Annotated in this window: 22 protein-coding genes and 1 tRNA gene; 11 read left to right on the top strand and 12 right to left on the bottom strand. The window is 56.6% G+C overall.

Annotated elements, in window-relative coordinates; all coding sequences use genetic code 11:
* Positions 1-1,752 (bottom strand): ABC-F family ATP-binding cassette domain-containing protein (locus IBX51_RS10415; protein WP_291831156.1); only part of this gene is annotated, 1,752 nt, incomplete at its 3' end.
* A gap of 44 nt (positions 1,753-1,796) precedes the next feature.
* Between IBX51_RS10415 and IBX51_RS10410 the strand changes: the two genes are divergently transcribed.
* From IBX51_RS10410 to IBX51_RS10400, 3 genes are all read left to right on the top strand, one after another.
* Positions 1,797-2,327, top strand: a complete 531-nt coding sequence (locus IBX51_RS10410) for a DUF2390 domain-containing protein (RefSeq protein WP_291831155.1) — start codon at positions 1,797-1,799, stop codon at positions 2,325-2,327.
* A complete protein-coding gene (locus IBX51_RS10405; protein WP_291831154.1) occupies positions 2,324-2,713 on the top strand; it encodes a DUF4124 domain-containing protein in 390 nt (129 codons plus the stop codon). The genes IBX51_RS10410 and IBX51_RS10405 overlap by 4 nt, the downstream gene beginning before the upstream one ends.
* A 124-nt stretch (positions 2,714-2,837) precedes the next feature.
* Positions 2,838-3,551 (top strand): FKBP-type peptidyl-prolyl cis-trans isomerase, encoded by a 714-nt coding sequence (locus IBX51_RS10400; protein ID WP_291831153.1) that lies wholly within the window; start codon positions 2,838-2,840, stop codon positions 3,549-3,551.
* Between the two features lie 75 nt (positions 3,552-3,626).
* On the opposite strand, the gene rsd is transcribed toward IBX51_RS10400, so the two are convergent.
* Positions 3,627-4,106: a sigma D regulator gene (gene rsd / locus IBX51_RS10395; RefSeq protein WP_291831152.1), complete on the bottom strand. Its 480-nt coding sequence runs from the start codon at positions 4,104-4,106 to the stop codon at positions 3,627-3,629.
* 105 nt (positions 4,107-4,211) lie between these two features.
* Entirely contained in the window at positions 4,212-4,718 is a 507-nt protein-coding gene (locus IBX51_RS10390) for a disulfide bond formation protein B (protein ID WP_291831151.1), read from the bottom strand.
* Positions 4,719-4,785: 67 nt separating this feature from the next.
* Here IBX51_RS10390 and fliL point away from each other — a divergent pair, with 67 nt between their 5' ends.
* The gene (fliL, locus tag IBX51_RS10385) at positions 4,786-5,211 is read left to right on the top strand and encodes a flagellar basal body-associated protein FliL (RefSeq protein ID WP_291831150.1); all 426 of its coding nucleotides are present in this window, start codon (positions 4,786-4,788) and stop codon (positions 5,209-5,211) included.
* Between the two features lie 78 nt (positions 5,212-5,289).
* On the opposite strand, the gene gshA is transcribed toward fliL, so the two are convergent.
* The 3 genes from gshA to IBX51_RS10370 all read right to left on the bottom strand — a co-directional run bounded on the left by gshA (position 5,290) and on the right by IBX51_RS10370 (position 11,037).
* Positions 5,290-6,846: a glutamate--cysteine ligase gene (gene gshA / locus IBX51_RS10380; RefSeq protein ID WP_291831149.1), complete on the bottom strand. Its 1,557-nt coding sequence runs from the start codon at positions 6,844-6,846 to the stop codon at positions 5,290-5,292.
* Between the two features lie 65 nt (positions 6,847-6,911).
* Complete coding sequence (locus tag IBX51_RS10375) at positions 6,912-9,251, bottom strand: Tex family protein (RefSeq protein ID WP_291831148.1); 2,340 nt, start codon at positions 9,249-9,251, stop codon at positions 6,912-6,914.
* Between the two features lie 52 nt (positions 9,252-9,303).
* On the bottom strand, positions 9,304-11,037 hold the full coding sequence (locus IBX51_RS10370) for a bifunctional diguanylate cyclase/phosphodiesterase (RefSeq protein WP_291831147.1): 1,734 nt from the start codon (positions 11,035-11,037) through the stop codon (positions 9,304-9,306).
* A gap of 144 nt (positions 11,038-11,181) precedes the next feature.
* On the opposite strand from IBX51_RS10370, the gene rep reads away from it, so the two are divergent.
* From rep to IBX51_RS10355, 3 genes are all read left to right on the top strand, one after another.
* Positions 11,182-13,200: a DNA helicase Rep gene (gene rep, locus IBX51_RS10365; protein WP_291831146.1), complete on the top strand. Its 2,019-nt coding sequence runs from the start codon at positions 11,182-11,184 to the stop codon at positions 13,198-13,200.
* A 121-nt stretch (positions 13,201-13,321) separates the two neighbouring features.
* Positions 13,322-15,628, top strand: coding sequence for a galactose oxidase-like domain-containing protein (locus tag IBX51_RS10360; RefSeq protein ID WP_291831145.1), 2,307 nt, complete (start codon positions 13,322-13,324; stop codon positions 15,626-15,628).
* A gap of 11 nt (positions 15,629-15,639) precedes the next feature.
* Positions 15,640-16,185, top strand: coding sequence for a hypothetical protein (locus IBX51_RS10355; protein WP_291831144.1), 546 nt, complete (start codon positions 15,640-15,642; stop codon positions 16,183-16,185).
* 59 nt (positions 16,186-16,244) lie between these two features.
* Here IBX51_RS10355 and IBX51_RS10350 read toward each other — a convergent pair whose 3' ends face one another.
* Positions 16,245-16,658: a c-type cytochrome gene (locus tag IBX51_RS10350; RefSeq protein WP_291831143.1), complete on the bottom strand. Its 414-nt coding sequence runs from the start codon at positions 16,656-16,658 to the stop codon at positions 16,245-16,247.
* Between the two features lie 215 nt (positions 16,659-16,873).
* On the opposite strand from IBX51_RS10350, the gene IBX51_RS10345 reads away from it, so the two are divergent.
* Together IBX51_RS10345 and IBX51_RS10340 are read left to right on the top strand one after the other, a co-directional pair.
* Positions 16,874-17,206, top strand: coding sequence for a hypothetical protein (locus IBX51_RS10345; protein WP_291831142.1), 333 nt, complete (start codon positions 16,874-16,876; stop codon positions 17,204-17,206).
* A gap of 9 nt (positions 17,207-17,215) precedes the next feature.
* Positions 17,216-18,334 carry a phospholipase A gene (locus IBX51_RS10340; RefSeq protein ID WP_291831140.1) on the top strand — a complete coding sequence of 373 codons (1,119 nt, stop codon included), beginning with the start codon at positions 17,216-17,218 and terminating at the stop codon, positions 18,332-18,334.
* A 54-nt stretch (positions 18,335-18,388) separates the two neighbouring features.
* On the opposite strand, the gene IBX51_RS10335 is transcribed toward IBX51_RS10340, so the two are convergent.
* From IBX51_RS10335 to IBX51_RS10315, 5 genes are all read right to left on the bottom strand, one after another.
* Complete coding sequence (locus tag IBX51_RS10335; RefSeq protein ID WP_291831139.1) at positions 18,389-19,744, bottom strand: phosphomannomutase; 1,356 nt, start codon at positions 19,742-19,744, stop codon at positions 18,389-18,391.
* 9 nt (positions 19,745-19,753) lie between these two features.
* On the bottom strand, positions 19,754-20,230 hold the full coding sequence (bfr, locus tag IBX51_RS10330) for a bacterioferritin (RefSeq protein ID WP_291831138.1): 477 nt from the start codon (positions 20,228-20,230) through the stop codon (positions 19,754-19,756).
* A gap of 125 nt (positions 20,231-20,355) precedes the next feature.
* Positions 20,356-20,562 carry a bacterioferritin-associated ferredoxin gene (locus tag IBX51_RS10325; protein ID WP_291831137.1) on the bottom strand — a complete coding sequence of 69 codons (207 nt, stop codon included), beginning with the start codon at positions 20,560-20,562 and terminating at the stop codon, positions 20,356-20,358.
* 96 nt (positions 20,563-20,658) lie between these two features.
* Positions 20,659-21,384: an LrgB family protein gene (locus IBX51_RS10320; protein ID WP_291831136.1), complete on the bottom strand. Its 726-nt coding sequence runs from the start codon at positions 21,382-21,384 to the stop codon at positions 20,659-20,661.
* Positions 21,377-21,742, bottom strand: coding sequence for a CidA/LrgA family protein (locus IBX51_RS10315; protein ID WP_291831135.1), 366 nt, complete (start codon positions 21,740-21,742; stop codon positions 21,377-21,379). The genes IBX51_RS10320 and IBX51_RS10315 overlap by 8 nt, the downstream gene beginning before the upstream one ends.
* A 69-nt stretch (positions 21,743-21,811) precedes the next feature.
* On the opposite strand from IBX51_RS10315, the gene IBX51_RS10310 reads away from it, so the two are divergent.
* Positions 21,812-22,357 carry a YaeQ family protein gene (locus tag IBX51_RS10310; RefSeq protein ID WP_291831134.1) on the top strand — a complete coding sequence of 182 codons (546 nt, stop codon included), beginning with the start codon at positions 21,812-21,814 and terminating at the stop codon, positions 22,355-22,357.
* A 90-nt stretch (positions 22,358-22,447) separates the two neighbouring features.
* A tRNA-Arg gene (locus IBX51_RS10305) sits at positions 22,448-22,524 on the top strand.
* The last annotated feature ends 5 nt before the right edge of the window (positions 22,525-22,529 follow it).

The raw sequence follows: 22,529 nt of genomic DNA, 5'->3' as shown, positions 1-22,529 counted from the left end.
GTCCATACGCGACTCCAGCGCACTCTGTTTTTTTCGCCACGGGCTCAGCTTTTGTCGCACTTCCGCTTCCTGACGCTTCCGGGCTTTACGTTCATCTGCGGTCAACGCAGCGCCAGCGGTGGCGACTTTCGCCGCGCCGGAATCGTCCATCACCTGGCGCTTGGGCGGTTCATCGTCGTCTTTTCTTCGGTCAGCCAGCCAGCGTTCGTAGTCTTCCAGGTCGCCCTCGTATTCCTGTACCGCACCGTCTGACACCAACCAGAATTCATCCACCGTGTTGCGCAGCAAGTGGCGATCGTGAGACACCACTACCAAAGCACCCTCAAAATTCTGCAACGCCATGGTCAAAGCCTGGCGCATTTCCAGGTCCAGATGGTTAGTAGGCTCATCCAACAGCAGCAGGTTGGGCTTCTGCCAGGCAATCACCGCCAACGCTACCCGGGCCTTCTCACCGCCAGAAAACGAGCGGATCGGGCTGAGCGCTTCGTCGCCGTGAAAATCGAAGCCACCCAAAAAGTTCCGCACTTTCTGTTCGGATGCACCCGGCGCGAGCCTCTGCAAATGCAGAAACGGGCTAGCATCCAGGTCCAGTGATTCCAACTGATGTTGGGCGAAGTAGCCGATGGCCAAATGTTCGCCACAGGTCCGTTCGCCGGCCAGCAACGTGCCGGTGCCGCGCAAGGCATCCATAAACGTCGACTTGCCTGCCCCGTTCGGGCCGAGCAGGCCAATACGAGAACCAGGCAAAAGGGTGACATTGATATTTTTGAGGATCGCAGCATCACCGTGACCAGCGGTGCCATGGCGAATCGACAGCAATGGGTTGGAGACTTTATCGGCCATCGGAAATTCAAAGCTGAACGGCGAGTCCACATGGGCCGGGGCGATACGTTCCATGCGTTCAAGGGCTTTAACCCGGCTCTGAGCCTGTCGAGCTTTGGTGGCTTTTGCCTTAAATCGGTCGATAAAACGCTGAATTTCAGCGATCCGGGCCTGCTGACGCTCAAAACTGGATTGCTGCTGGGCTAACCTTTCACTGCGCTGCACCTCGAAGGCCGAGTAGTTACCGGTATAGAGCTCCAGCTTTTTCTGATCAAAATGCACCAGGTGGGTAGCCACCCGATCCATGAAGTCGCGATCGTGAGAGATAAACAGCAGAGTACCGGGGTATTTGCGCAGCCAGTTTTCCAGCCACAGACAGGCGTCAAGATCCAGGTGGTTGGTGGGCTCGTCCAGCAATAGCAAATCCGACGGGCGCATCAATGCCTGAGCCAGGTTCAGGCGAATACGCCATCCGCCGGAGAACGCAGACACTGGCCGCTCGGCATCGCTGTCGACGAATCCAAGGCCTCGCAGCAGCGCCTCTGCCCGCCGCGATGCAGACCAGGCCTCGTGAATATCCAGCTCGCCGTGCAATCGGGCAATGGCATGGTGGTCATCCCTGGCCTCTGCGTCGGCCAGGTCACGCTCCATGCGCCGGAGCTCGAAATCGCCATCCAGCACGAAATCCCGCGCCGACCTTGAGCTGGCCGCGACTTCCTGAGCCATATGCGCAATCCGGCAGCCCCCCGGCAGGGAGACCGCACCTTGCTCCGGCGCAAGCTGGCCCAATAAGAGCTGAAACAGGCTGGATTTACCGGCACCATTGGCGCCGACAATGGCCACCCGCTGGCCAGGCTGCACGGTGAGACTGACGTTCTCTAGTAACCAGACGCCGCCTCGTTGTAAACTGAGATCGGTTATCGTTAGCATAAACGTATTTTATCCATGGATTTCAGCCAGGGAAGCGCCCTACCATGACCGTTCCGCAGACAGAACCGATCGCTCTGCCAGCAAACATGGAACCGGACAACCCTCTCTGGCGTTATGCACTGGCCTGTTGGCAAAATCCGCAATTGGCCAGGATCTGCCTTGACCTGCAGGCACAAGGCTGGAGCGTGACTCGCCTTCTGTGTGCTGGCTGGCTGGGCGTGAACGGACGCGCGTTCACCGGCGTTGAGGACGCTAAGGTAACAGAGTGGCGAGCCCGTGTAACCGGTCAGATTCGCTCGGCCCGCAAATCCATTCCCAGGCACCATCATGACAGTCATGATCTCCGGAATGAACTTGCCAGAGCCGAGTTGCAGGCCGAAAAAACCGAGCTGGCGCTGGCCTGGCACACACTGACACTTAAACACCCGGAGACTGGCAACATGCTCGATCGCAACACCGCCATCCTGCAGAATTTACGGGCTGCAGGACCGCTTCGGGAACCCGAAGAAACTGAACGACTGGCAACCCTTTCCCTGATGATGGCTAACGCCATGGAAGGAGCCTCGCTGCCATGATGATGAAGTGGCTTATACGCATTTCTTTTCCCGCTCTTGGGCTGCTACTGCTGTTGATTTTCTTCGGCTTGGGCGATCCAACCAAAGTGTCTGAGCCGGCGGTCGAAAAATCGGATAAGCGCGACGACATCCCGCCCTTCGAAGGCCTGTTGCCCACCCCGATTCCCACCGAAGGTCCGGAGATCGTTTTCAAGTGGCAAGATACAGAAGGCAACTGGCACTATGCAGACCAGCCTCCCGCTCAGGGCCCCTGGAATGCTCTGGCCATTGAACGCCCGGGCAAGAGTCTACGCCAGGAACGCAGAACCGATGCCGAAAACGATTGGCGGTCGCCTTACCAGGCACCCTTTTCTCTGAACCCAATGGCCGGAGACAACGGCATCTGAAGCCAACCCCGTCACACCCTTACCACAGTTTCAGTGGCATCCTGCTGCCGAACCCGTTACCTTTCTCTTTTTGCACAATCCATAGGAGCCTCACAGCTCTGCTCTACGCGCAAAGGATGAAACCATGAAGAAGACGTTGTTAGCCGTTGCCATGACCGGCCTTATTGCTGGTTGCTCCACCGCTCAGGACTCCGCAAATGATCCTGCGCTGGACACAACACCGGAAAGAGTCAGCTATGGCATGGGCCTGGTACTGGGTGAGCGTATGGGCAACGATCTGCCTGACCTGCAGATGGAGCAGTTCCTCCAGGGCATTCAGCATGGCCACGCGGGCGACGAGCAAGGCAAGCGCCTGAGCCGTGAAGAAATCCAGGAAGCGTTGATGGCCTACCAGCAAGAGCTGGAGCAGCAACAGGAACAGCAATATGAAAGTCTGGCCAGCCAGAACCAGGAAGCCGGCCAAGCCTTCCTGGCCCAGAACGCTGAGCGTGAGGGTGTAGAAACCACGGAGTCCGGCCTTCAATTCGAGGTGATTGAAGAAGGCGATGGCACCAACCCGACCGCTCAAGATCGGGTGCAAGTGCACTACACCGGCGAGCTGATTACCGGAGAAGTCTTTGACAGCTCCCGTGAGCGAGGCCAACCCGTTACGTTTGGCCTGAACCAGGTCATTCCGGGCTGGACTGAAGGCTTGCAGCTGATGAGCGAAGGCGCCCGTTACAAGCTCTATATCCCATCTGACCTGGCCTATGGCCCGGGTGGCAATCAGGCTATTGGCCCCAATGAAACCCTGATTTTTGATGTAGAGCTACTGGCAGTTAACCCGGACAACCAGTAATAGCAGGTGCCCGAAAACAAAAAAACCGGCCTGAGTTATCAGGCCGGTTTTTTTATGAGGGGCAGGTTTGCCAGATCAGGCGGAAGCCATTTTACCTGCGTGGGCGTTGTGCAGATGCTCAATCAAAAAGTCTTCCATTTCAAAGCGGCCTTCCAGAATCTCTCCGAGCTTTGAGAGCTCACCGAACAACGCTCTCAACTCTGCTTCGGTCAGAATACGGCCGTCCAGTCGGTCGTTAAAATTCAAGGCCACTTCGGTGGTCTGCTCTATCCGGGGATACACTTTCGCCGCCAGCTCCAGCCCCCCGTCATTAAACTCCCGGGCTTCCTGAATCAGCTGCTCGTATACTTCAAAATGCCCGGCCGACACGTAATCCACCAGCACTTCGCAAAAACGAACGCATTTTTCTTGCAGAACTTCTGTCTGTGAAAAATCGCTCTCGCCCGACAGCTCACAGTAGTGCACCAATAGCTCCTGTCGCTCTTTCAACCAGCGGTCTATCAATTCACTGACTCCGCCCCAACGCTCCCTGGCGTTCCTGCAATTCTCCAACATGGCGTTGATCTCCCCTCAGTCAGTCCGCCCGGTTAATCGCCATGTTCTGAATCGTCGTCATGGCAGCATCAAGTTACCCCAAGGCAACGGTGGCCCGCAACCGTTTCAGCCCTGCAGCCAGCTTTTCGGCTGATACCGCCGGAACATCATAACAAGGCCCACCAAGATAACCAGCGTAAAAAACACGGCGGTCCAGCCGGGAATACTCAGCCCCAGAAAACGCCACATCACTTCAGCACAATCCCCGGTGCCCCTCAGCGCTGTTTGCAAAACGTCAAACCAGGGCAGCACTTCAAGCATGTAATCCACCGATGGACCGCAGGCAGGCACCTGACCCTCGGGCAGGCTTTGTAACCAGAGTTGCCGGCCGGCAATGCCCAAACCAGCGCCGGCAGTCACCACCAACAGAAAACCATAAATGCGATTGCCAAAGCCCCGAGGACCATGCAAAAAGGCCACCAGGCCAACCAGTCCTGCCCCCATAAAGCCAAAACGCTGCAGCCAGCACAAAGGGCAAGGCGCCAACCCCATGACATGCTCCATGTAGAATGCCACCGCCAGTAGCGCTGCGCACACCAGAAAAACAGCACCAAACACCCATCTGCTTGTCAAATCGATACCCCGGAATCATCATGTAGGTTGATGACGCCAATCCTAACCTATGAAGAACTTCGCGCCTATGATCTTTAAACGAAATACCGTGCTAGTGCTGTTACTTACTATTTACGCATTGGTGGCCGGGCCTGCGTTTGCCGAGGACGAACCTGAAGAGCGCGGAATAACGGATTACATTGAGATGGAGCCGGCCTTTGTGACCCACGTGGGTGAGCCGGGCAATCAGGTGGTCTACCTGAAAGCTGCAGTAACCATGCGCGCCTCTCGGGAGTCCACCCGGCCTGCGCTGGTTGCTCATATGCCCAGATTGCGCCATGAGCTTGTTATGCTGTTCGGGGAGCAAACCAACGTGGATCAACTCACTACCCAACAGGGTCAGCAAGCGTTGAGGGAAGCAGCCGCCGAGCGCATCAATGCCGCGCTGACGGAACAACAAACCGGCGAACGTATTGCAGACGTGTTATTCACCGAGTTTGTGGTACAGCGCTAAGCCCGGGGCTGGGCTCAGGCAATCCGTTATCCGGTTTCTGTGCGTTACGCCCCTTTAACGCTGTGACGCAAAGACCGCTCAGGCCCGCAGGTACTGCTCAAGAAACTCACCGAACGAGCCCGTATCGGCCTCTTCTTGCGCTTTTTGCTCCGCCAGGGAGCGCTCAGTCATGGCCTGGTAATCCGCCAGAACTTGCGGTGCCAGCGCCTCTTTGTTGAGGGCAGCCTGATGTTGCCGGGAAATCTCCAGCACCCAGTCTCTATGTCCGAGGCCGGCACCGTTCATGGCATCCAGTACCCGAGCCGAGGGCACTGACCAGTCATTACCTTGAAGCTTCTCACGCTGCGCAGCCAGGGCCGAGCGGTAGGTGTTATCCTGACCCCATCCGTCGAGCAATTCCGCCAGAGGCTGCAAGTGATCAAGCAGTTCTCGCGCAGCCGGGCCGACAGGCATGCGTTCACCACCCTTGCACAGGTGCAGCTCCTGCCAGCGACCCGATGCCACCACGTCTTTGTAATTGTCATCCAGCCGCTGACACTCCTCGTCGCCTATGCGAGGCGAGTCCGTCAGCAAGCAATCCAGTAAAAACAGATCCAGAAAATCGATCTGCGCCCGGTTAACGCCCACGGGCGAGAACGGGTCAAGATCCAGGCAACGCACTTCGATGTACTCCACGCCCCGGGCATCCAGGGCCTGTATCGGCTTTTCCCCCGGCCCGGTGGTGCGCTTTGGCCGCACAGCGCTGTAGTACTCGTTCTCTATTTGCAACACATTGGTGTTGATCTGGATAAATTCACCGTCACGGCAGGTACCGATGCGTTCATAGGCCGGCCAGTTGGTGTGTATGGCTTTATCCAGTGTTCGGGTATAAGTGTCGAGCTCATTGAAACAGATGTTAAGGGATGCCTGGGCGTTGTTGTGATAGCCCAGATCGCCCATGCGCAAAGACGTTGCATACTGGCCAAACCAGGTTTGGTCATCAAACCGGCGCAAGTCGTGCTTCATGCCGGCCACAAAACTGGCATCCAGCGCCGGCGAGGCGCCGAACAGCAACATCAGCAACCAACTGCGTCGGCGGAAATTTCGGATCAACCAGAAGTACTGATCTGATTTGAAATCCTTGAGCGCCTCCTGATTACCCGTCACTTGCTGCCATTTGCCCCAGAAGCTGTCCGGCAACGACAGATTGTAGTGAGCGCCTGCGATGCTCTGCATGATGCGGCCATAACGCACCGCCAGCCCATGCCGGTACACGTGTTTGAGCTGGCCAATGTTGGAACTGCCATAGTTGGCGATCGGAATACTTTGATCACCATCGATTTCGCAAGGCATGCTTGCGGCCCAGAACACTTCATCGCCCAGGTTTTGCTGCACAAACCGGTGGGTATCGCGCAGCGAGGCCAGCATCGCCTCAGTGGAGCTGAACACCGGGGTGATCAGCTCCAGCAAGGCTTCCGAGTAATCGGTGGTGATGCGCGGATGGGTCAGCGCCGAGCCCAGCGCACCCGGGTGCGGTGTCTGGGCAATAAATCCGTTGGGGTCGGCGCGCAGACCTTCTTTTTCCACGCCCTTGAGAAAACCATCCCAATCGGTGGCCGTAAACTGGTGAAACAGGGAGTGGCGGGATTCTGCCATGATGAGCTCCTGTGGGTGCGGCCACCCCTCAGGAGGGCAGCCGCCATTGGATCAATGAAGTGGTGTTAACGGCCACTCTTGCGGGCCGAGGCGAGCGCCTGGGCCAGAGCGCCGGCCATGGCACCCTGTTCAGCCTGACCTCCCTGAGGCTTGCGAGCGGAGGACCGGCCGCCGGATTTGTCACCGGATCGATCACCACCTCTGGTGGATTTGGCTGAGGTTTCCGCACCTGGCTGGTCATCCATTCGCATGGTCAGGGCAATCCGTTTACGGGGAATGTCTACCTCCATGACTTTAACCTTAACAATATCACCTGCCTTGACGACTTCGCGCGGGTCTTTGACAAAAGTATGGGACAGCGCCGAGATATGCACCAAACCATCCTGGTGCACGCCAATGTCCACAAAGGCGCCGAAATTGGTCACGTTGGTGACGGAGCCTTCCAGCACCATACCCTGTTTGAGATCCTTCAGGGTTTCCACGCCTTCTTCAAAGCTGGCAAAACGGAACTCCGGTCGCGGATCTCGGCCAGGCTTCTCCAGCTCAGAGATGATGTCCTTAATGGTGGGCAAACCGAACTGTTCGGTAACGTAATCCTGCGGATTGAGGCTACGCAGGAAAGACGAATCCCCTACGATATTATCGACCTTGCGGCCATTGCGTTCGGCAATCGCCTCCACCACACCGTAGGCTTCTGGGTGCACAGAGGAACGATCCAGCGGATTTTCTCCGCTGGCAATCCGCAAGAAACCGGCGGCCTGCTCGAAGGTTCGGTCACCCAGGCGGGACACTTTCAACAGCTGCTTACGGTTCTTGAACATGCCGTTCTGGCTTCGGAAGTCGACAATGTTCTGGGCAATGCTCTGATTCAACCCAGACACCCTGGCCAGCAGCGGCACCGATGCCGTGTTCAGATCCACACCAACACCGTTCACGCAATCTTCCACGACCGCATCCAGACTACGGGACAACTGTACCTGGGAAACATCGTGTTGGTACTGGCCAACGCCTATGGATTTGGGCTCGATCTTCACCAATTCCGCCAACGGATCTTGCAGGCGACGGGCAATGGAAACCGCGCCTCGAATGGTCACATCCAGGTCCGGCAGCTCACGAGAGGCGAACTCTGACGCCGAATAAATAGACGCGCCCGACTCGCTGACCACAATCCGGGCCAACTTCAGTTCCGGGTAGCGCTTGCTCAGATCAGCGATCAACTTTTCGGTTTCACGGGAGGCCGTGCCGTTGCCAATGGCCACCAGTTCGATCTTGTACTTGCGGCACCAGACTGCCATTTGCTCGATGGCGCGATCCCACTGGTTCTTCGGCGCATGCGGATAGATTGCACCGTGATCTACCACCTGCCCGGTACCATCGATAATCGCGACTTTTACACCGGTACGAAGACCCGGGTCCAGACCCAGCGTTGGCCTTGGCCCCGCCGGGGCCAACAGCAGCAAATCTTTCAGGTTTGCGGCAAACACATTGATGGCCTCGGCTTCCGCTGCTTCGCGCACCTGCGACATCAAGTCGGTTTCAATCTGGGTAGACAACTTGACCCGCCAGGTCCAGCGCACCACGTCTGACAGCCATTTGTCCGCCGCCCGACCGTTGTCACGAATGTTCCAGCGAGCCGCAATACGGTGTTCTGCCGGGTGCGGCTGGCGACGATCCTCTTCCCCGTCTCCAACCACGATGGTATAGGTCAGTACACCTTCATTACGGCCGCGCAGAATTGCAAGCGCCCTATGCGAAGGCAGCTTTTTCAATGGCTCGATGTGCTCAAAATAGTCTCTGAACTTGGCGCCTTCGGTCTCTTTGCCGTCAACTACGGAGACCTTCAGCTGGCCTTGCTGCCAGATGAAGTCCCTGAGCGAGCCCAGCAACTCGGCGTCTTCCGCAAAACGCTCCATCAGAATGTAACGGGCGCCATCAAGCGCAGCTTTGGCATCTTCAATACCGGCCTCCGGATTGATGTACTCTGCAGCGGTGATTTCCGGATTTTGCGTCGGGTCCTGGAACAGCCCGTCCGCCAGTGGCTCCAGGCCTGCTTCTCGTGCGATTTGGGCTTTGGTTCGACGCTTGGGCTTATAGGGCAGGTACAGATCTTCCAGACGATTCTTGGTGTCCGCCTCATTAATGGCGGCACGCAGTTCATCCGTCAGCTTACCTTGCTCCTCAATGCTGTTGAGGATCGTGCCACGGCGATCTTCCAGTTCGCGCAGGTAGCGCAGGCGTTCTTCGAGGGTTCGCAGTTGGCTGTCATCCAGCGATCCGGTGACTTCTTTCCGATAACGGGCAATAAACGGAACGGTGGAGCCTTCATCCAGCAAGGCGACGGTGGCATTAACCTGTTGCTCGCGTACGCCAAGTTCATCGGCAATGCGCCGGGAGATACTGTTCATGCAACCTCTGTGTGTTTTCGCGTTCGGAATTAATGCGCAAAGGTACAGCGGCTTACTGCTGCAGGCAAGCAGACTGGTTTCGGCGGTTCATGAATTTCACCAGATCGTCCCAGGGCATGGGGCGGGCAAAGTAATAGCCCTGGATTTCATCGCAGTGTTGCTGTCGCAGGAATTCAAGCTGGCTCTCGGTTTCAACACCCTCGGCAACCACGCTGATCTGAAGACTGTGCGCCAGACTGATGATGGCCCGGATAATGTGCTCGGCATCGGCCGACTTGCCCAGATCCTGAACGAAAGATTTATCAATCTTGACCAGCGAGATGGGCAAATGTTGCAAGTTACTCAGAGACGAGAAACCCGTACCGAAATCGTCCAGCGCAAAACTGATGCCCAGCTGGCTAAGCTCGCGCAGACAGCGTTGGGCGTATTCCGGATCATGCATCATCGCGCTTTCGGTCAACTCCAATTCCAACAGACTGGTATCGACGTTGGCGTTGAAGATGATTCGGAAGATGGTTTCGGTCATTTTGCGATCGTGAAACTGACGAAACGACAGATTGACCGCAAAGACCAACCCGGCAAAACCCATCTCAGCGCTTTCCTGAAGGCGCTTGCAGGCCTGCTCAATCACCCAGTAGCCGATTGGCACGATCAGCCCGCTTCGCTCGGCCACAGGGATGAACTCGTCGGGCCCGACCAACCCACGCTCCGGGTGATGCCAGCGCAGCAGGCACTCGACCCCTCGAACTTCCTCCGTCGCCAGATCGATCCTGGGCTGGTAATAGAGTTCAAGCTCTTTGCCACGCAGGGCATTGCGCAAGTCGGCTTCCAAGCGAAGCTGGTAGCCGGCTGAAATATGCAGTTGCCTGTCATAAAAACGATAGCTGGTACCGGCATCACGCTTGGCCTCAAACATGGCACGGTTAGCCCGCCTGAGCAGTTCTTCCGGGCTGTCACCAGCTTCGGGATACGTGGCCACGCCCAGGCTAGCGCTGATCACCACGCTTTTGCCGTCCAGCGTTAGCGGTTCATCAAGCGCCAACACGACCTTGCGAATAATCTGCGTGATGTCGAGAGAGTCTTCTACTTTTTCAACAATGACCGCCAACTCGTCGCCACCAATGCGCATCAACGAGTCAACCCGGCGCAGCTTTTGACGCAGGCGCTCGGCCAACCGGAACATCAGCTGATCGCTCCGCTGATATCCGAAAGACTCATTGATATTGCGAAAGTCATCCACATTCAGATGCAACAGCGCCAGTCGGTGCCCGGCTCGTTCGGCCCGTAACAAAGCCTGCTGCAAACGATCAAAAAACAGATCCCGGTTGATAAACCCGGTAGCAACCTCTCGGCCAAGCTGGCCATGGGCCGACTCAGACAGCTGCTCCCGATACCACAGATACTTGACCGCTCGGCAGAAGCTCCAGCGATCCAGGTTCTGCCGGCACAGGTAATCCGCCGCGCCGTTGCGGCTCAAGACAGTGCTACGCTCGCCACACGGCTCCGCACTCAAAGCCAGCACGGGCTTGTCTTCACTGGCGACGGCGAGGTACTGAAGGAACGCTGACTCATCACCGCCATGAAAAATGCAATCCCAAACGATGACATCAAAGCTGGCGTTACGGATCAGATCATCACAATCCACCAGATCCGGGCACCAGATGGCGTCCGAGCTGATTTCCGGATCGTCGTCCAGCAAGGCGCAAAGCCACAGAAAATCCGCATATTCCGGGGTCAGCATCAGCAGGCGAAGGCGGTCAGGCCTAGTGTCTGGAGGCAGTGTCATCGAGCAAGGTCCATGAGTCAGTCATAATCGACATCCATTAGAGAAAGCATAGCTGATAGATCCCCAAGGTACAGAAAGACCGGCTGGTGTAGAATAGCCAGACGCACAAATGCGCCCTTGGTTCCCCTGGCTGGCCTCTAAAACGTGAACAAGCTCAACCCCAGACAACGTGAAGCAGTACGCTACGCTGACGGCCCCTTGCTGGTCCTGGCCGGGGCGGGCAGTGGCAAAACCAGCGTCATCACCCAGAAAATCGCCTATCTGATCGAAGAGCTGGGCATTCCGGGCCGGCACATTGCCGCCCTGACCTTCACCAACAAGGCCGCCCGGGAGATGAAAGAACGGGTAAGCCGGATTGTCGACCGGGGCAAGGCCCGGGGCCTGATCGTCTCCACCTTCCACAACCTCGGCCTCAACATCATCCGGGAAGAACATGTGCACCTGGGCTACCACCCGGGTTTTTCCATTTTTGATGCCGAAGATGCCAAAGCCCTGCTGCAGGACCTGATGATGCGCGAAGCCAGTGCCGATGCCGGCGACGAGCTGAACGACGTTCAGATGACCATCTCGTCCTGGAAAAACGCCATGCGCAGTCCGACCGAGGCCTACAGCAAGGCGGCGGACGAGCGCGAGCAGCGCATCGCCATCGTCTACAAGCATTACAAGGAATACCTGAAAGCCTACAACGCGGTCGACTTTGACGACCTGATCCTGCTGCCAGTGCAACTGTTCCGGGACAACCCGGAAGTACTGATCAAGTGGCGCAAGAAGATCCGTTACTTGTTGGTGGATGAATACCAGGACACCAACGTGTGCCAGTACGAGCTGGTCAAACAGCTGGTCGCGGAGCGAGCCGCCTTCACCGTGGTCGGCGACGACGACCAGTCGATTTACGCCTGGCGCGGCGCTCGGCCAGAAAACCTGGCTCAATTGAAAGAAGACTTCCCTAGCCTGAAGATCGTCAAACTGGAGCAGAACTACCGTTCCACCAGTCGTATTCTGCGCTGCGCCAACACCGTCATCGCCAACAACCCCCACGTGTTCGAGAAAGCGCTGTGGAGTGATCACACCATTGGTGAAGAAATCCGCATCATCCGCTGCCGCAACGAAGACGCCGAGACCGAGCGGGTGGCCTCGGAGATTCTGGACCAGAAGCTCAAGAACGGCCTTGAGTTCAAAGACTTTGCCGTACTCTACCGGGGCAACCATCAGGCCCGCCTGCTGGAGATGAAACTGCAGGCATACCAGATTCCCTACCGGATTTCCGGCGGTCAGTCGTTTTTTTCCAAGAGCGAAATCAAAGACGCCATGTCGTACCTGCGCCTGATGATCAACCCGGATGACGACGCTGCCTTTTTGCGGGTCGTCAACGTACCCCGTAGGGAGATTGGCCCACGCACACTGGAGCAGCTGAGCCACTACGCCCGCTCGCGCAACGTCAGTTTGTTCCGGGCGCTGAGTGATATGGGTGCCGAGACCCACGTTACCGAGAAAGGCCTGGACCGCCTGCGCCGGTTCGCCCATTGGGTCGACAAAACCTGTGAGCGGCTGTTTACTGAAGACCCTGTGCCAGTCATCAAGCAGCTGTTCACCGACATCGAATACGACGAGTACCTGCACCAGCACTCCGGCAGCCCGAAACAGGCGGAACGGCGGATGGAAAACATCTGGTACCTGGTGGAATCGATCCAGCGCATGCTGGACGATGGCAAAGGCACCGCGGACGAGCTGGGCATCGAAGACACCATCGCCAAACTGATCCTGCGGGACATGATGGAGCAGCGCGAAGAAGAGGACGATAGCGACAAGGTTCAGCTGCTGACGCTGCATGCCTCCAAGGGCCTGGAATTTCCCCACGTCTTCATTATGGGTCTGGAAGAAGAAATCCTGCCGCACCGCAACAGCATTGAAGAAGGCAACATCGAGGAAGAGCGCCGGCTGATGTACGTGGGCATTACCCGAGCACGGGAAACCTTATCATTGACCTACGCGGCCTCGCGCAAGCAGTACGGCGAGAAGCTGGAAACCATTCCCAGCCGGTTTCTGGATGAGTTACCAGAAGACGATGTCAAGTGGGAAGGCATGGGGGACCAGGACAAAGAGGCTAACCAGAAGAAAGGCAAGGCTACCCTCAGTGCTTTGCTGGGGGACCTTGGCGCATAACATTGCCTGACAATATTACATTTTACATTTTTTGAAACTTTTTCTGCTACTCTTCGTATGACTGTCTAGTGGTCGCATAGACCACTTCATGCTAAACAAAAATAACATAAGGGAGCATACGATGAATCGAACAAAATTCGGCTTATACCGAGGCATCCCCATTCTGGTGGGTGCGGCCTATCTTTCAGCCTGCGGGGGCGGCGGTGACGACTCAGATACCGCCGAGACGGCCGCAGCCCCTCAATCACCAGCGGTATCAAGCAACGCACCGCAAGCGGCCAACTCCGGGCCGGCACTTCAGGAGAACTATTCGCCCCTGGGCGCATTCAGCGCCCCCTTTGCTGAGCCCACCATTGTAGTTGACGGCGAGATTGTTGAAACCGGTGAAAAATGCGTGACGACGGCGGACGGACTACAAGAGTGCAAGCCGGCGGCGGGCACTCTTGCGTTATTGCCAGATGATCGGCTGCTGTACCTCAATGCGCTGGAAGGCACGGAAAATGTGGAGCTTTCCATTGTTGCCGAATTCGGCGAGGTATCTGTTAATGATCAAACCCGTGTGCTCTCACTGGGGGACAACGATACCCCGGCTTGGTTGAAACCAACCCCTTTGCGCGGCGGAGCCAACCCGGACGGCAATGACAGCGAGACATTGCTTGGCGGTACCCCGCTGGATGGCTTGCTGGATACCGCTGATAATACCAACCGGAATGATGGCGCCTTGTTCTGTTCCGATGTGATCGGACTGGCCGATGGCAGTGTCATGGCGGTCGGTGGCACGGACTATTATTCCGAGCCGGGCATTGACGGGCTGCCGCTGGGGGTTGCTGAACTGGAAGGTATCAAGAACTCCCGGATATTTGACCCTGCCACCAATACCTGGCGACAAACCGGAGACATGAACTTCGGACGCTGGTATCCCTCTCTGGTGACACTGCCCGACAGCAAGATCTTTGTCGCCAGCGGCGTTACCAAACTGCTAAAGCCAGTCTATCCCGAAAATCCCGTCAACTCGGGACGTAACGTGGTACAAACGGAAACCTTCAACCCCTGCACCGGCGTCTGGAGCCAGAATCCCAGCACCGCAGATCGGTCTCTGCCGCTTTACCCACGCCTGCACCTGCTCCCCAATGGGCATGTGCTTTACAATGCCGGCGGCCAGGCCTTCAATCCCTTCGGACAGGGTTATGACCAGGCGCTCTGGAACATTGTGGCCACCTTCGACCCCACCACTCAGCGCTGGAACGACATCGGTTACGCCGGCTTACCGCTGAGACTGGATGAGGTGGGGCTGGGCCAGCTTGCCAGTACGCTTAACCTGACTAACCTTAACGAAGAACAACTCGCGCTGTTTGCCGAGGATCTACTGTCTGGCACGGAAGGCCTTGTCACCTCCATTACCGATCTGCTGACAAGCCCGGACGAGTCACTGCTAAACGCTGACACTCTGACCCGTGCCATTGGTGGCGGGATGCGTGGTTCAACCTCCTCCACCATGCTGCCACTGAAACCGGATGAAAACGGCGAGTACAATGATGTTGAGCTGCTGACCGCCGGTGGTGTGCCAAGCTATGCCCTGCTGACCAGCCCAGGCGGGTATCTGCCCACCGACCAGAGTCGGATTGATCGCATTGAGACCAAGGGCGACCGGATCGAATACGAATCCCGCCTGACCATGCCGCTCAACCAGCCCCGCTGGTACGGCACCAATGTAGTCATGCCAGACGGCAGCGTGATGGTGTTCAGTGGCGGCAACCGGGATGGTGTAGTACTGCCCGGATTGGAAGGCGCCATTATGACCGCAGAGCGGTTTGACCCGGAAACGGAAACCTGGACTGAAATGGCCAGCGGTCATCGCCCTCGGACCTACCACAACACCGCCGTTCTGATGGCCGACGGCCGGGTAATGATTGGCGGCCACGCACCAATCAATACTGCGTACCTGTCGCACATCAGCCTTGAGGACTTTGGCCTGGCTCCAAACGACGGCCGGGATCCCAGTTTCGAGATCTACACACCGCCCTATGCCATGCGTAACGATCGCCCCAGAATACTCTCTGCGCCGGGTGAGTTGCGAGTGGGTGACCGGTTTAGCATTCAAGTGGATCAGGCCGAAGACATTGACAAGGTTCTGCTGATCCGCAGAACCGTGATGACGCACCTGATCGATGGTGACCAACGGGCGATAGAACTGCCGGTAAAAGCACGTAACGGCCGCAACCTACAACTGGAAATGCCCCATAAGCAGAGTGTGGTACCCGCCGGCCAGTACATGCTGTTTGTCAGCAAGTCGACTGGCGAAGGCTGGGTGCCGTCCGTGTCCGCTCCCATCGCTATTATCAATGACAACCTGGAGTGCGTTGGTGACAAAACAATGACCGGGCTCGATAACGATCTGCTCAATCTGGCAATGGCTGAGGATATATGAGGGAGTCGAGCATGATTACCAGTAGATCGATACATAGCCCCGCCCTGGGCGTGGGAATGGGTATAGCCCTGGCACTGATGAACGGGTTACCCGCACAGGTTCTGGCTCACGGTGCGGTTGAAGTCGACAACGCGCCAACCCGGATTGTACAAGCCAGCATCAGCCATTTACCGGTCATCTCCGGGTTGTCTGCCATCATCCTCGATGCGCCTCAGCCGGGCATAATGATGACCTATCGGGGCAGCGAGAGCCTGATCGTCGAGGACTCTGAGGGCAGACCGCTTCTCAGATTCAACCGGGAAGGCGTGATGGCGAACAGAGCCAGCGTGGACTGGCCGAGCCTGAGTGAATTCAGAACAGGTATCGAGCCGGGCGACGATAACGATTCTTGGGTGAGATTGTCATCAACCCCCAGCTTTGGCTGGATTGACCCTCGTTTGAGCATTGATGGCGGCGAGGGCAACTGGCGCATTCCGGTGTCCACCAATGCAGGAGCAAAGGCGTACGTCCGGGGCCGCTTGACCTTCCAGTCATTATCAACCAACGGGCACCATTAATTCGGCCCAAAAAAAACAGCCCCGAAAGGGGCTGTTTTTTTAAACGAGCAAGCCAGCGATTACTGGCTTTGATCGATGATGTGCTCGATGGCAGCAACAATTTCTTCATCGGAGCAGCTGGCACAACCGCCCTTGGCCGGCATGGCATTGAAGCCGTTAATGGCGTGATCAATCAGGGTATCCATGCCCTTGTCGATACGAGACGCCCACTGACCCGCATTACCAATGACCGGAGCACCCGCCGCGCCGGTGGTATGGCAAGCCATACAGGCGGCATCGTAAACTTCGCTTCCAGAGCGAGGACCGGAGCTGGCAGACGCCGGGGCAGCGGCAGCATCGCCACACTCGTCACCCTGCAGGCATACAGTGCCTACGGGCTGAATACGGCTACGAATCTCATCTTCAACACTTGCCAGTGCGGCACCGGCGGCCAGGCCTAAACCAAGCAAAACAACAGCCAGGACTCTCTTCATCTTCACAATGCACCTCACATTTGGGCGTTATAATCTTTCGGTCGCAGCATTATAGCGATTGAGCCCCCGCAAAAAAACCAAACGCCAGAAACAGAATATGATTTCAACCATTTTGGTGACAGTTTCGTAGGCTATAACCGATCCAATGACATTTACGGGTACCATACCCGTTAACTGTGTTTTTTCCTATTATCAACGCCAGATCAGGGAGCCTCATGCCCGAAAATAATCCGCACCCGCTGCGTAAACCATTATTGATCACAGAGTTTTCCAGCCTCGCTGTGTTGTTGGTCTCAATGGCTTGGCTCGGCAATCAATCCACGGCTGAGAATCCGCTCAATCCAGCCTGGTTACTGTTACCTGCGGTTGCCAGCCTGGGCGTGTTTCTGAGCTTTATCGGCCTGATGTACCTGCGCTGGGTGGCATCGGCCGGTGACGAAGGTAAGCCCCGGCACAAGCTGATCTTTGCCTTGTTAGCCCTGAGCCTGCTCGGCATCTGGATATACAGCATCGCCAACACCTGGATGAGCATGACCGGCGCAACCTGAGAGGTCTTAATGAAAAGATATCAACCTGCTGCCCCCGGCATTGTCTTGGCCCTGAGCCTGATCGCGGCTAACGTGTCAGCTTCGCCCCGGGAGCTCTCCACGGAAAACGATGGCGCTATTAATTGTGCATTGATCCAAGACGGCATTCAGCGCCTGGCCTGCTATGACGCCCAAACCGACCCGCAGGCAGCCAGGGCAAGCGCAGACGAAGACTCCCTGGAACAGGCAGAGCAAGACGCCGACGCCCTGGTGGCCAATGGCACTGCGCAAGAGGTAGTCGCTGAAGGCGATCTGGACGACGCCGCTGATAGTGGCGTCGTCGCCGCGATGATCGACAATTACCTGGTGGCGGAGAAAGCCATTTTTTCGTTCTCCGGGGGCTTTCTCACTCATCGACCGAACTACATTCTCCCGCTTACCTATGTGGACAGTCCAAACGCCGGGCCCAATAGCCCAAGGCTGGGGCTGGCCGGGTACGACTATAAGCTGGAGAATGAAGAGGCTAAATATCAGATTAGTTTCAAGGTACCTCTGCTGACTGGCATTTTCGATAACCGCACCACGCTCTGGTTTGGCTACACGCAACAGTCTTTCTGGCAGGTGTACAACACCAAGGACTCCGCGCCGTTCCGGGAGACCAATTATGAGCCGGAGATTTTCGTCCGCCAGCGCCTGAACTGGGACTGGGGGCCGGGTACCCTGAGTGCGGTGTCTTTGGGGCTTAATCATCAGTCCAATGGTCAGTCTGAACCTCGTTCCCGCAGCTGGAACCGGATTATGGGTACCGCCGCTTACAGTTATGACCGCTGGCTATTTATGGTGAACCCCTGGTATCGGCTGCCGGAAAGCAGTGGCGACGATGATAATGCCGATATCACCCGGTATCTGGGCCATGCCAGTTACCACGCGGTTTATAAGCTGACGGATAACCGAACGTTTTCCCTGAAGCTTTTGAACAATTTGCGCTCAGATAACAAGTCGTCGGTGGAGTTCGGGTACAGCTTTCCTATGGGCGATACGCTGAAGGGTTTTGTTCAGTATTACAATGGGTACGGGGAGAGCCTGATTGACTACAACGAGCGGATTCAACGGTTTGGCGTTGGCATTATGCTGAACAACTGGCTTTAGTTTTGGAGTCAGGCCAGGGCGTGGTAGCTACTCCACACCCTGGCTCCGTGCACGCTACTGGATGTCCAGCCTTTCCATTTCAGCCAACAACTCTTTGGTTTTCGCTTCCATCAAGGGTATATCGCCCCGGGATTCTACGTTCAGGCGAACCACCGGTTCGGTGTTGGACATCCGCAGGTTGAAGCGCCAGCTGTCAAATTCTACGCTCAGGCCATCCACGTGGCTGACGGCTTTGGCGCCAACGGTGTATTTGGCTTCGATGGCAGCAATCACTTTGGGGGGATCATTAATGGTGCGGTTAATTTCGCCGCTGGCCGGGTAGGCTTCGATTCTGGCGTCGATTAACGACGACAAGGTCTGGCCGGACTGGCACAAGCGCTCAGCAATCAGCAGCCAGGGAATCATGCCGCTGTCGCAGTAGGCAAAATCGCGGAAGTAGTGGTGGGCGCTCATTTCGCCGCCGTATACGGCATCTTCATCTCGCATTCTCTGCTTGATGAACGCGTGGCCGGTTTTGCTTTCGATGGCTTGGCCGCCGGCGGCTTCAACCAGTTCTATCGTGTTCCAGATCAGTCGCGGGTCGTGGATAACCTTGCCACCGCCGGTTTTTCTCAGGAACTGGTCCGCCAGCAAGCCGACGATGTAATAGCCTTCGATAAAGCGTCCGTTTTCATCAAAGAAGAAGCAGCGATCGTAGTCACCGTCCCAGGCAATACCCATGGCAGCGCCGTGCTCAATGACCGCATCTGCGGTTACCTGGCGGTTTTCCTGAAGGATCGGATTAGGCACGCCGTTGGGGAAATGGCCATCGGCCTGGTGGTGAAGTTTGATGAACTCGAACGGCAGATGCTGCTCGATCTCATCGATCACCAGGCCAGCGCCACCGTTACCGGCGTTACAGACGATGCTCAGGGGCTTCAGGCTCGCAGCATCAACATAACCCAACAAATGATCAATGTAGGCGCTCATCACCTCCAGGGTCTCATACCGGCCTTGCTCCGGAGCATCGGCAAAAGGCTCCAGCACTCGGTCACGAATATCATTCAGCCCGTTATCCGAACTGATCGGTCGGGACTCGGGGCCCACCATTTTCATGCCGTTATGATCTTTCGGATTGTGGCTGGCGGTCACCATAATACCGCCGTCCATGCCGTAATGACTGGTGGCAAAATAGACCTGTTCGGTCCCACACAAACCTATGTCATAAACGTCTGCGCCTGCAGCCATCAGGCCAGAGCTGAGCGCGTCGGTAATTTCCGGACTGGAAAGCCGAATGTCATAACCGACAATGACTTTCTTCGCGCCAGTTATGGCCACATAGGCTCGCCCGATTTTCTCGGCCAGGCCAGGGTTGAGCTGATCGGGTACCCGACCACGAAGGTCATAAGCTTTAAAACAGGACAGGTCCATTGTCTGTATTTACTCCGCAGCAGAGGATTGAAGCTGGATGTAGTTCTGAATGCCCATCTGGGAAATCATTTCCAGTTGGGTTTCGAGCCAGTCGATGTGTTCTTCTTCGCTATCGAGAATACTGCGAAACAGTTCGCGGCTGGTGAAATCCTGCACCTGTTCACAATAGATCACGGCGTCTTTCAGATCGGTATGGGCAAGATGCTCGAGTTTGAGGTCGCACTCGATCATCTCCTGAACGTTCTCACCAATCATCAGCTTATTGAGATCCTGCAGATTGGGCAGCCCTTCGAGAAAAAGAATGCGTTCGATCAGCTGATCGGCATGCTTCATTTCGTCGATGGACTCTTCGTACTCTTTGGCGGCCAGTTTAGCAATGCCCCAATCCTTGTACATGCGTGAATGCAGGAAGTACTGATTGATGGCCGTCAGCTCATTGGCCAGTACTTTATTGAGGAACTGAATAACCTTTTTATCGCCTTTCATAACCGGAATCCTTGCTTTGTTTCTTCGTCAGTTAATCAGGATAGCCGGTTTGGCAGCGATAAAAAATGTCGGATGCGAAGCAGACTCAGTGAGCGGTCTATGCGCCATCCGACACGATCGCAAGATTAGGCGGGCTGGGCGAGCCTATTAGCGAGCGCCATGTAATCCGGGGAGCGGGCTTCCTTGAGGATTTCCCGGGCGGTACAGGCGCACCGGCCACACTGCCGCCCCACACCCAGCTCTTCACCCAGCTGACGCATGGAGTTAATGCCGTTATCCGCTGCTTTGCGGATTTCTCTGTCTGTTACGCCAGCGCAAAGGCACACGTACATAAGAGGCTCTCACCAACCATGGAACGTTAGTGGTAATTATTATCATTAAGAAAACGGATTGCAACCTTTTGTGCAGAATCTACACAACATTTTGTATCAGAGCAGCAGAAAAGCCAACGGCAAGAACAGCGCCGTGAACACTCCGGTCAGCCCCATGCCTAATGAGGCAAAAGCACCTGCGGTGTGGCTGATCTCAAACGCTCTGGCGGTGCCGATGGCGTGGCCGTTAAGGCCGAGGGCAAAGCCGATAATCCGGTCGTCAGTAATCTTGAGCCACCGGGCACACCAGTCCACAAACAGCGACGCCAGCACGCCCGTAATCAACAGACCACCCAGGGTCAATGACACCGAACCACCCAGTTCCTCGGTAATACCCATGGCAATAGGCGCCGTGACAGATTTGGGCGCCAGGGAGGCAAGCACTTCCGGTGTTGCACCCATCATCCAGGCAATGCCTAAGGCATAGGCCGCCGCCAGGCTGGCGGCCAACGGCAGAGTCACCAGAATCGGGCGCCACAACGCCCGAATGTGATGCATCTGTTGATACAATGGAATACCCAACGCCACGGTGGCCGGCCCCAACAGAATGGTCAGCCAACGAGCACCCTGTTCATAGCGCTCAAAGCCCAGACCTGTCAGGGCAACGACGGCAGCCAGCATCAGCGCCGCAATCATCACCGGCGGCATCCACAGTGGCCGCTTGAGGTAGGTAAACAACCATTGCGCGGCGATAAAGGCACCCAGGGTCAGGGCGATGGACAGCATGGGGCCGGCGGTCCAGACCGACATCAAGGCAGTAAGCAGCTCGGGCTGATCAACCATGGCCGTTACCCTCCTCGCTCTGCCCCGCAACTTTCTTCATCAGCAGCAAGGTGGTGAGCACGCTTAGCAAGGTGCCGATAACCAGAGCCACCACCACCGTGGCCCAGTGCCCGGCAAACTGGTCAACAATGAAGAACACACCCACCACCCCGGGAGTGATCAGCAGCACCAGAACGGAAATCAGGCCCTGGCTGGCAGCGGCCAGTTCGTTGCTCACCCGGCCCCGCACCATCAGGGTCAGGGTTGCCATCACCATACCCAGAACACCGCCACTGATCGGCAGGCCAGCCAGCACCCGAACCGCTTCGCCAAGCAGAAAAAAAACCACCAGAACCAGAAAACCTCGCAAGATCACCATGCTGCTCTGCCCTGCCCCGTCAAAATTGCTCTACACTAATGCCCTGCTAACGACACCACAGGACTCTCAATGGCACTGAAAGCCACCATTTTCAAAGCCACACTCCATATCGCGGATATGGACCGGCACTACTACGCCGACCACCACCTGACCATTGCCCGCCACCCGTCGGAAAACGACGAGCGCATGATGATCCGGCTGCTCGCCTTTGCCCTGAACGCCTCAGATTCCCTTGAGTTCACCAAAGGTTTGAGCTCTGACGACGAACCGGAGCTGTGGGAGAAATCCCTGACCGATGACATCGAACTCTGGATAGAGCTGGGCCTGCCAGACGAAGATCGTGTTCGCAAAGCCTGCAACCGCTCACAGCAAGTCATTCTCTATACCTACGGCGGCCGGGCCGTGCCCGTGTGGTGGGACAAACACAATAACAAGCTGGAACGATTTGGCAACCTGACCATCGTCGATCTACCCGCAGAAAGCACCGCCGCGCTGGCGCGCTTGGTGGAACGCTCAATGACTTTCCAGGTGTCGATACAGGATGGCGAAGTCACCTTCAGCAACGAGGCGGATCTGGTCAGCATCACTCCGGAACAGAAACTGCCGAAGGTCTGAACACTCAGTTGCCGAGAGGGGCTGGACAGAAGCCCCCGGCGCACGTAAGATTGCGCACTCGAAATTGATGAGCAATCCGCCGTTTCGAATGCGCCCGTAGCTCAGCTGGATAGAGCGCTGCCCTCCGGAGGCAGAGGTCAGAGGTTCGAATCCTCTCGGGCGCGCCATATTT

The organism is Marinobacter sp., from assembly GCF_014859525.1.
Lineage (GTDB): Bacteria > Pseudomonadota > Gammaproteobacteria > Pseudomonadales > Oleiphilaceae > Marinobacter.
This window is presented reverse-complemented; position numbering and strand designations above follow the sequence as displayed.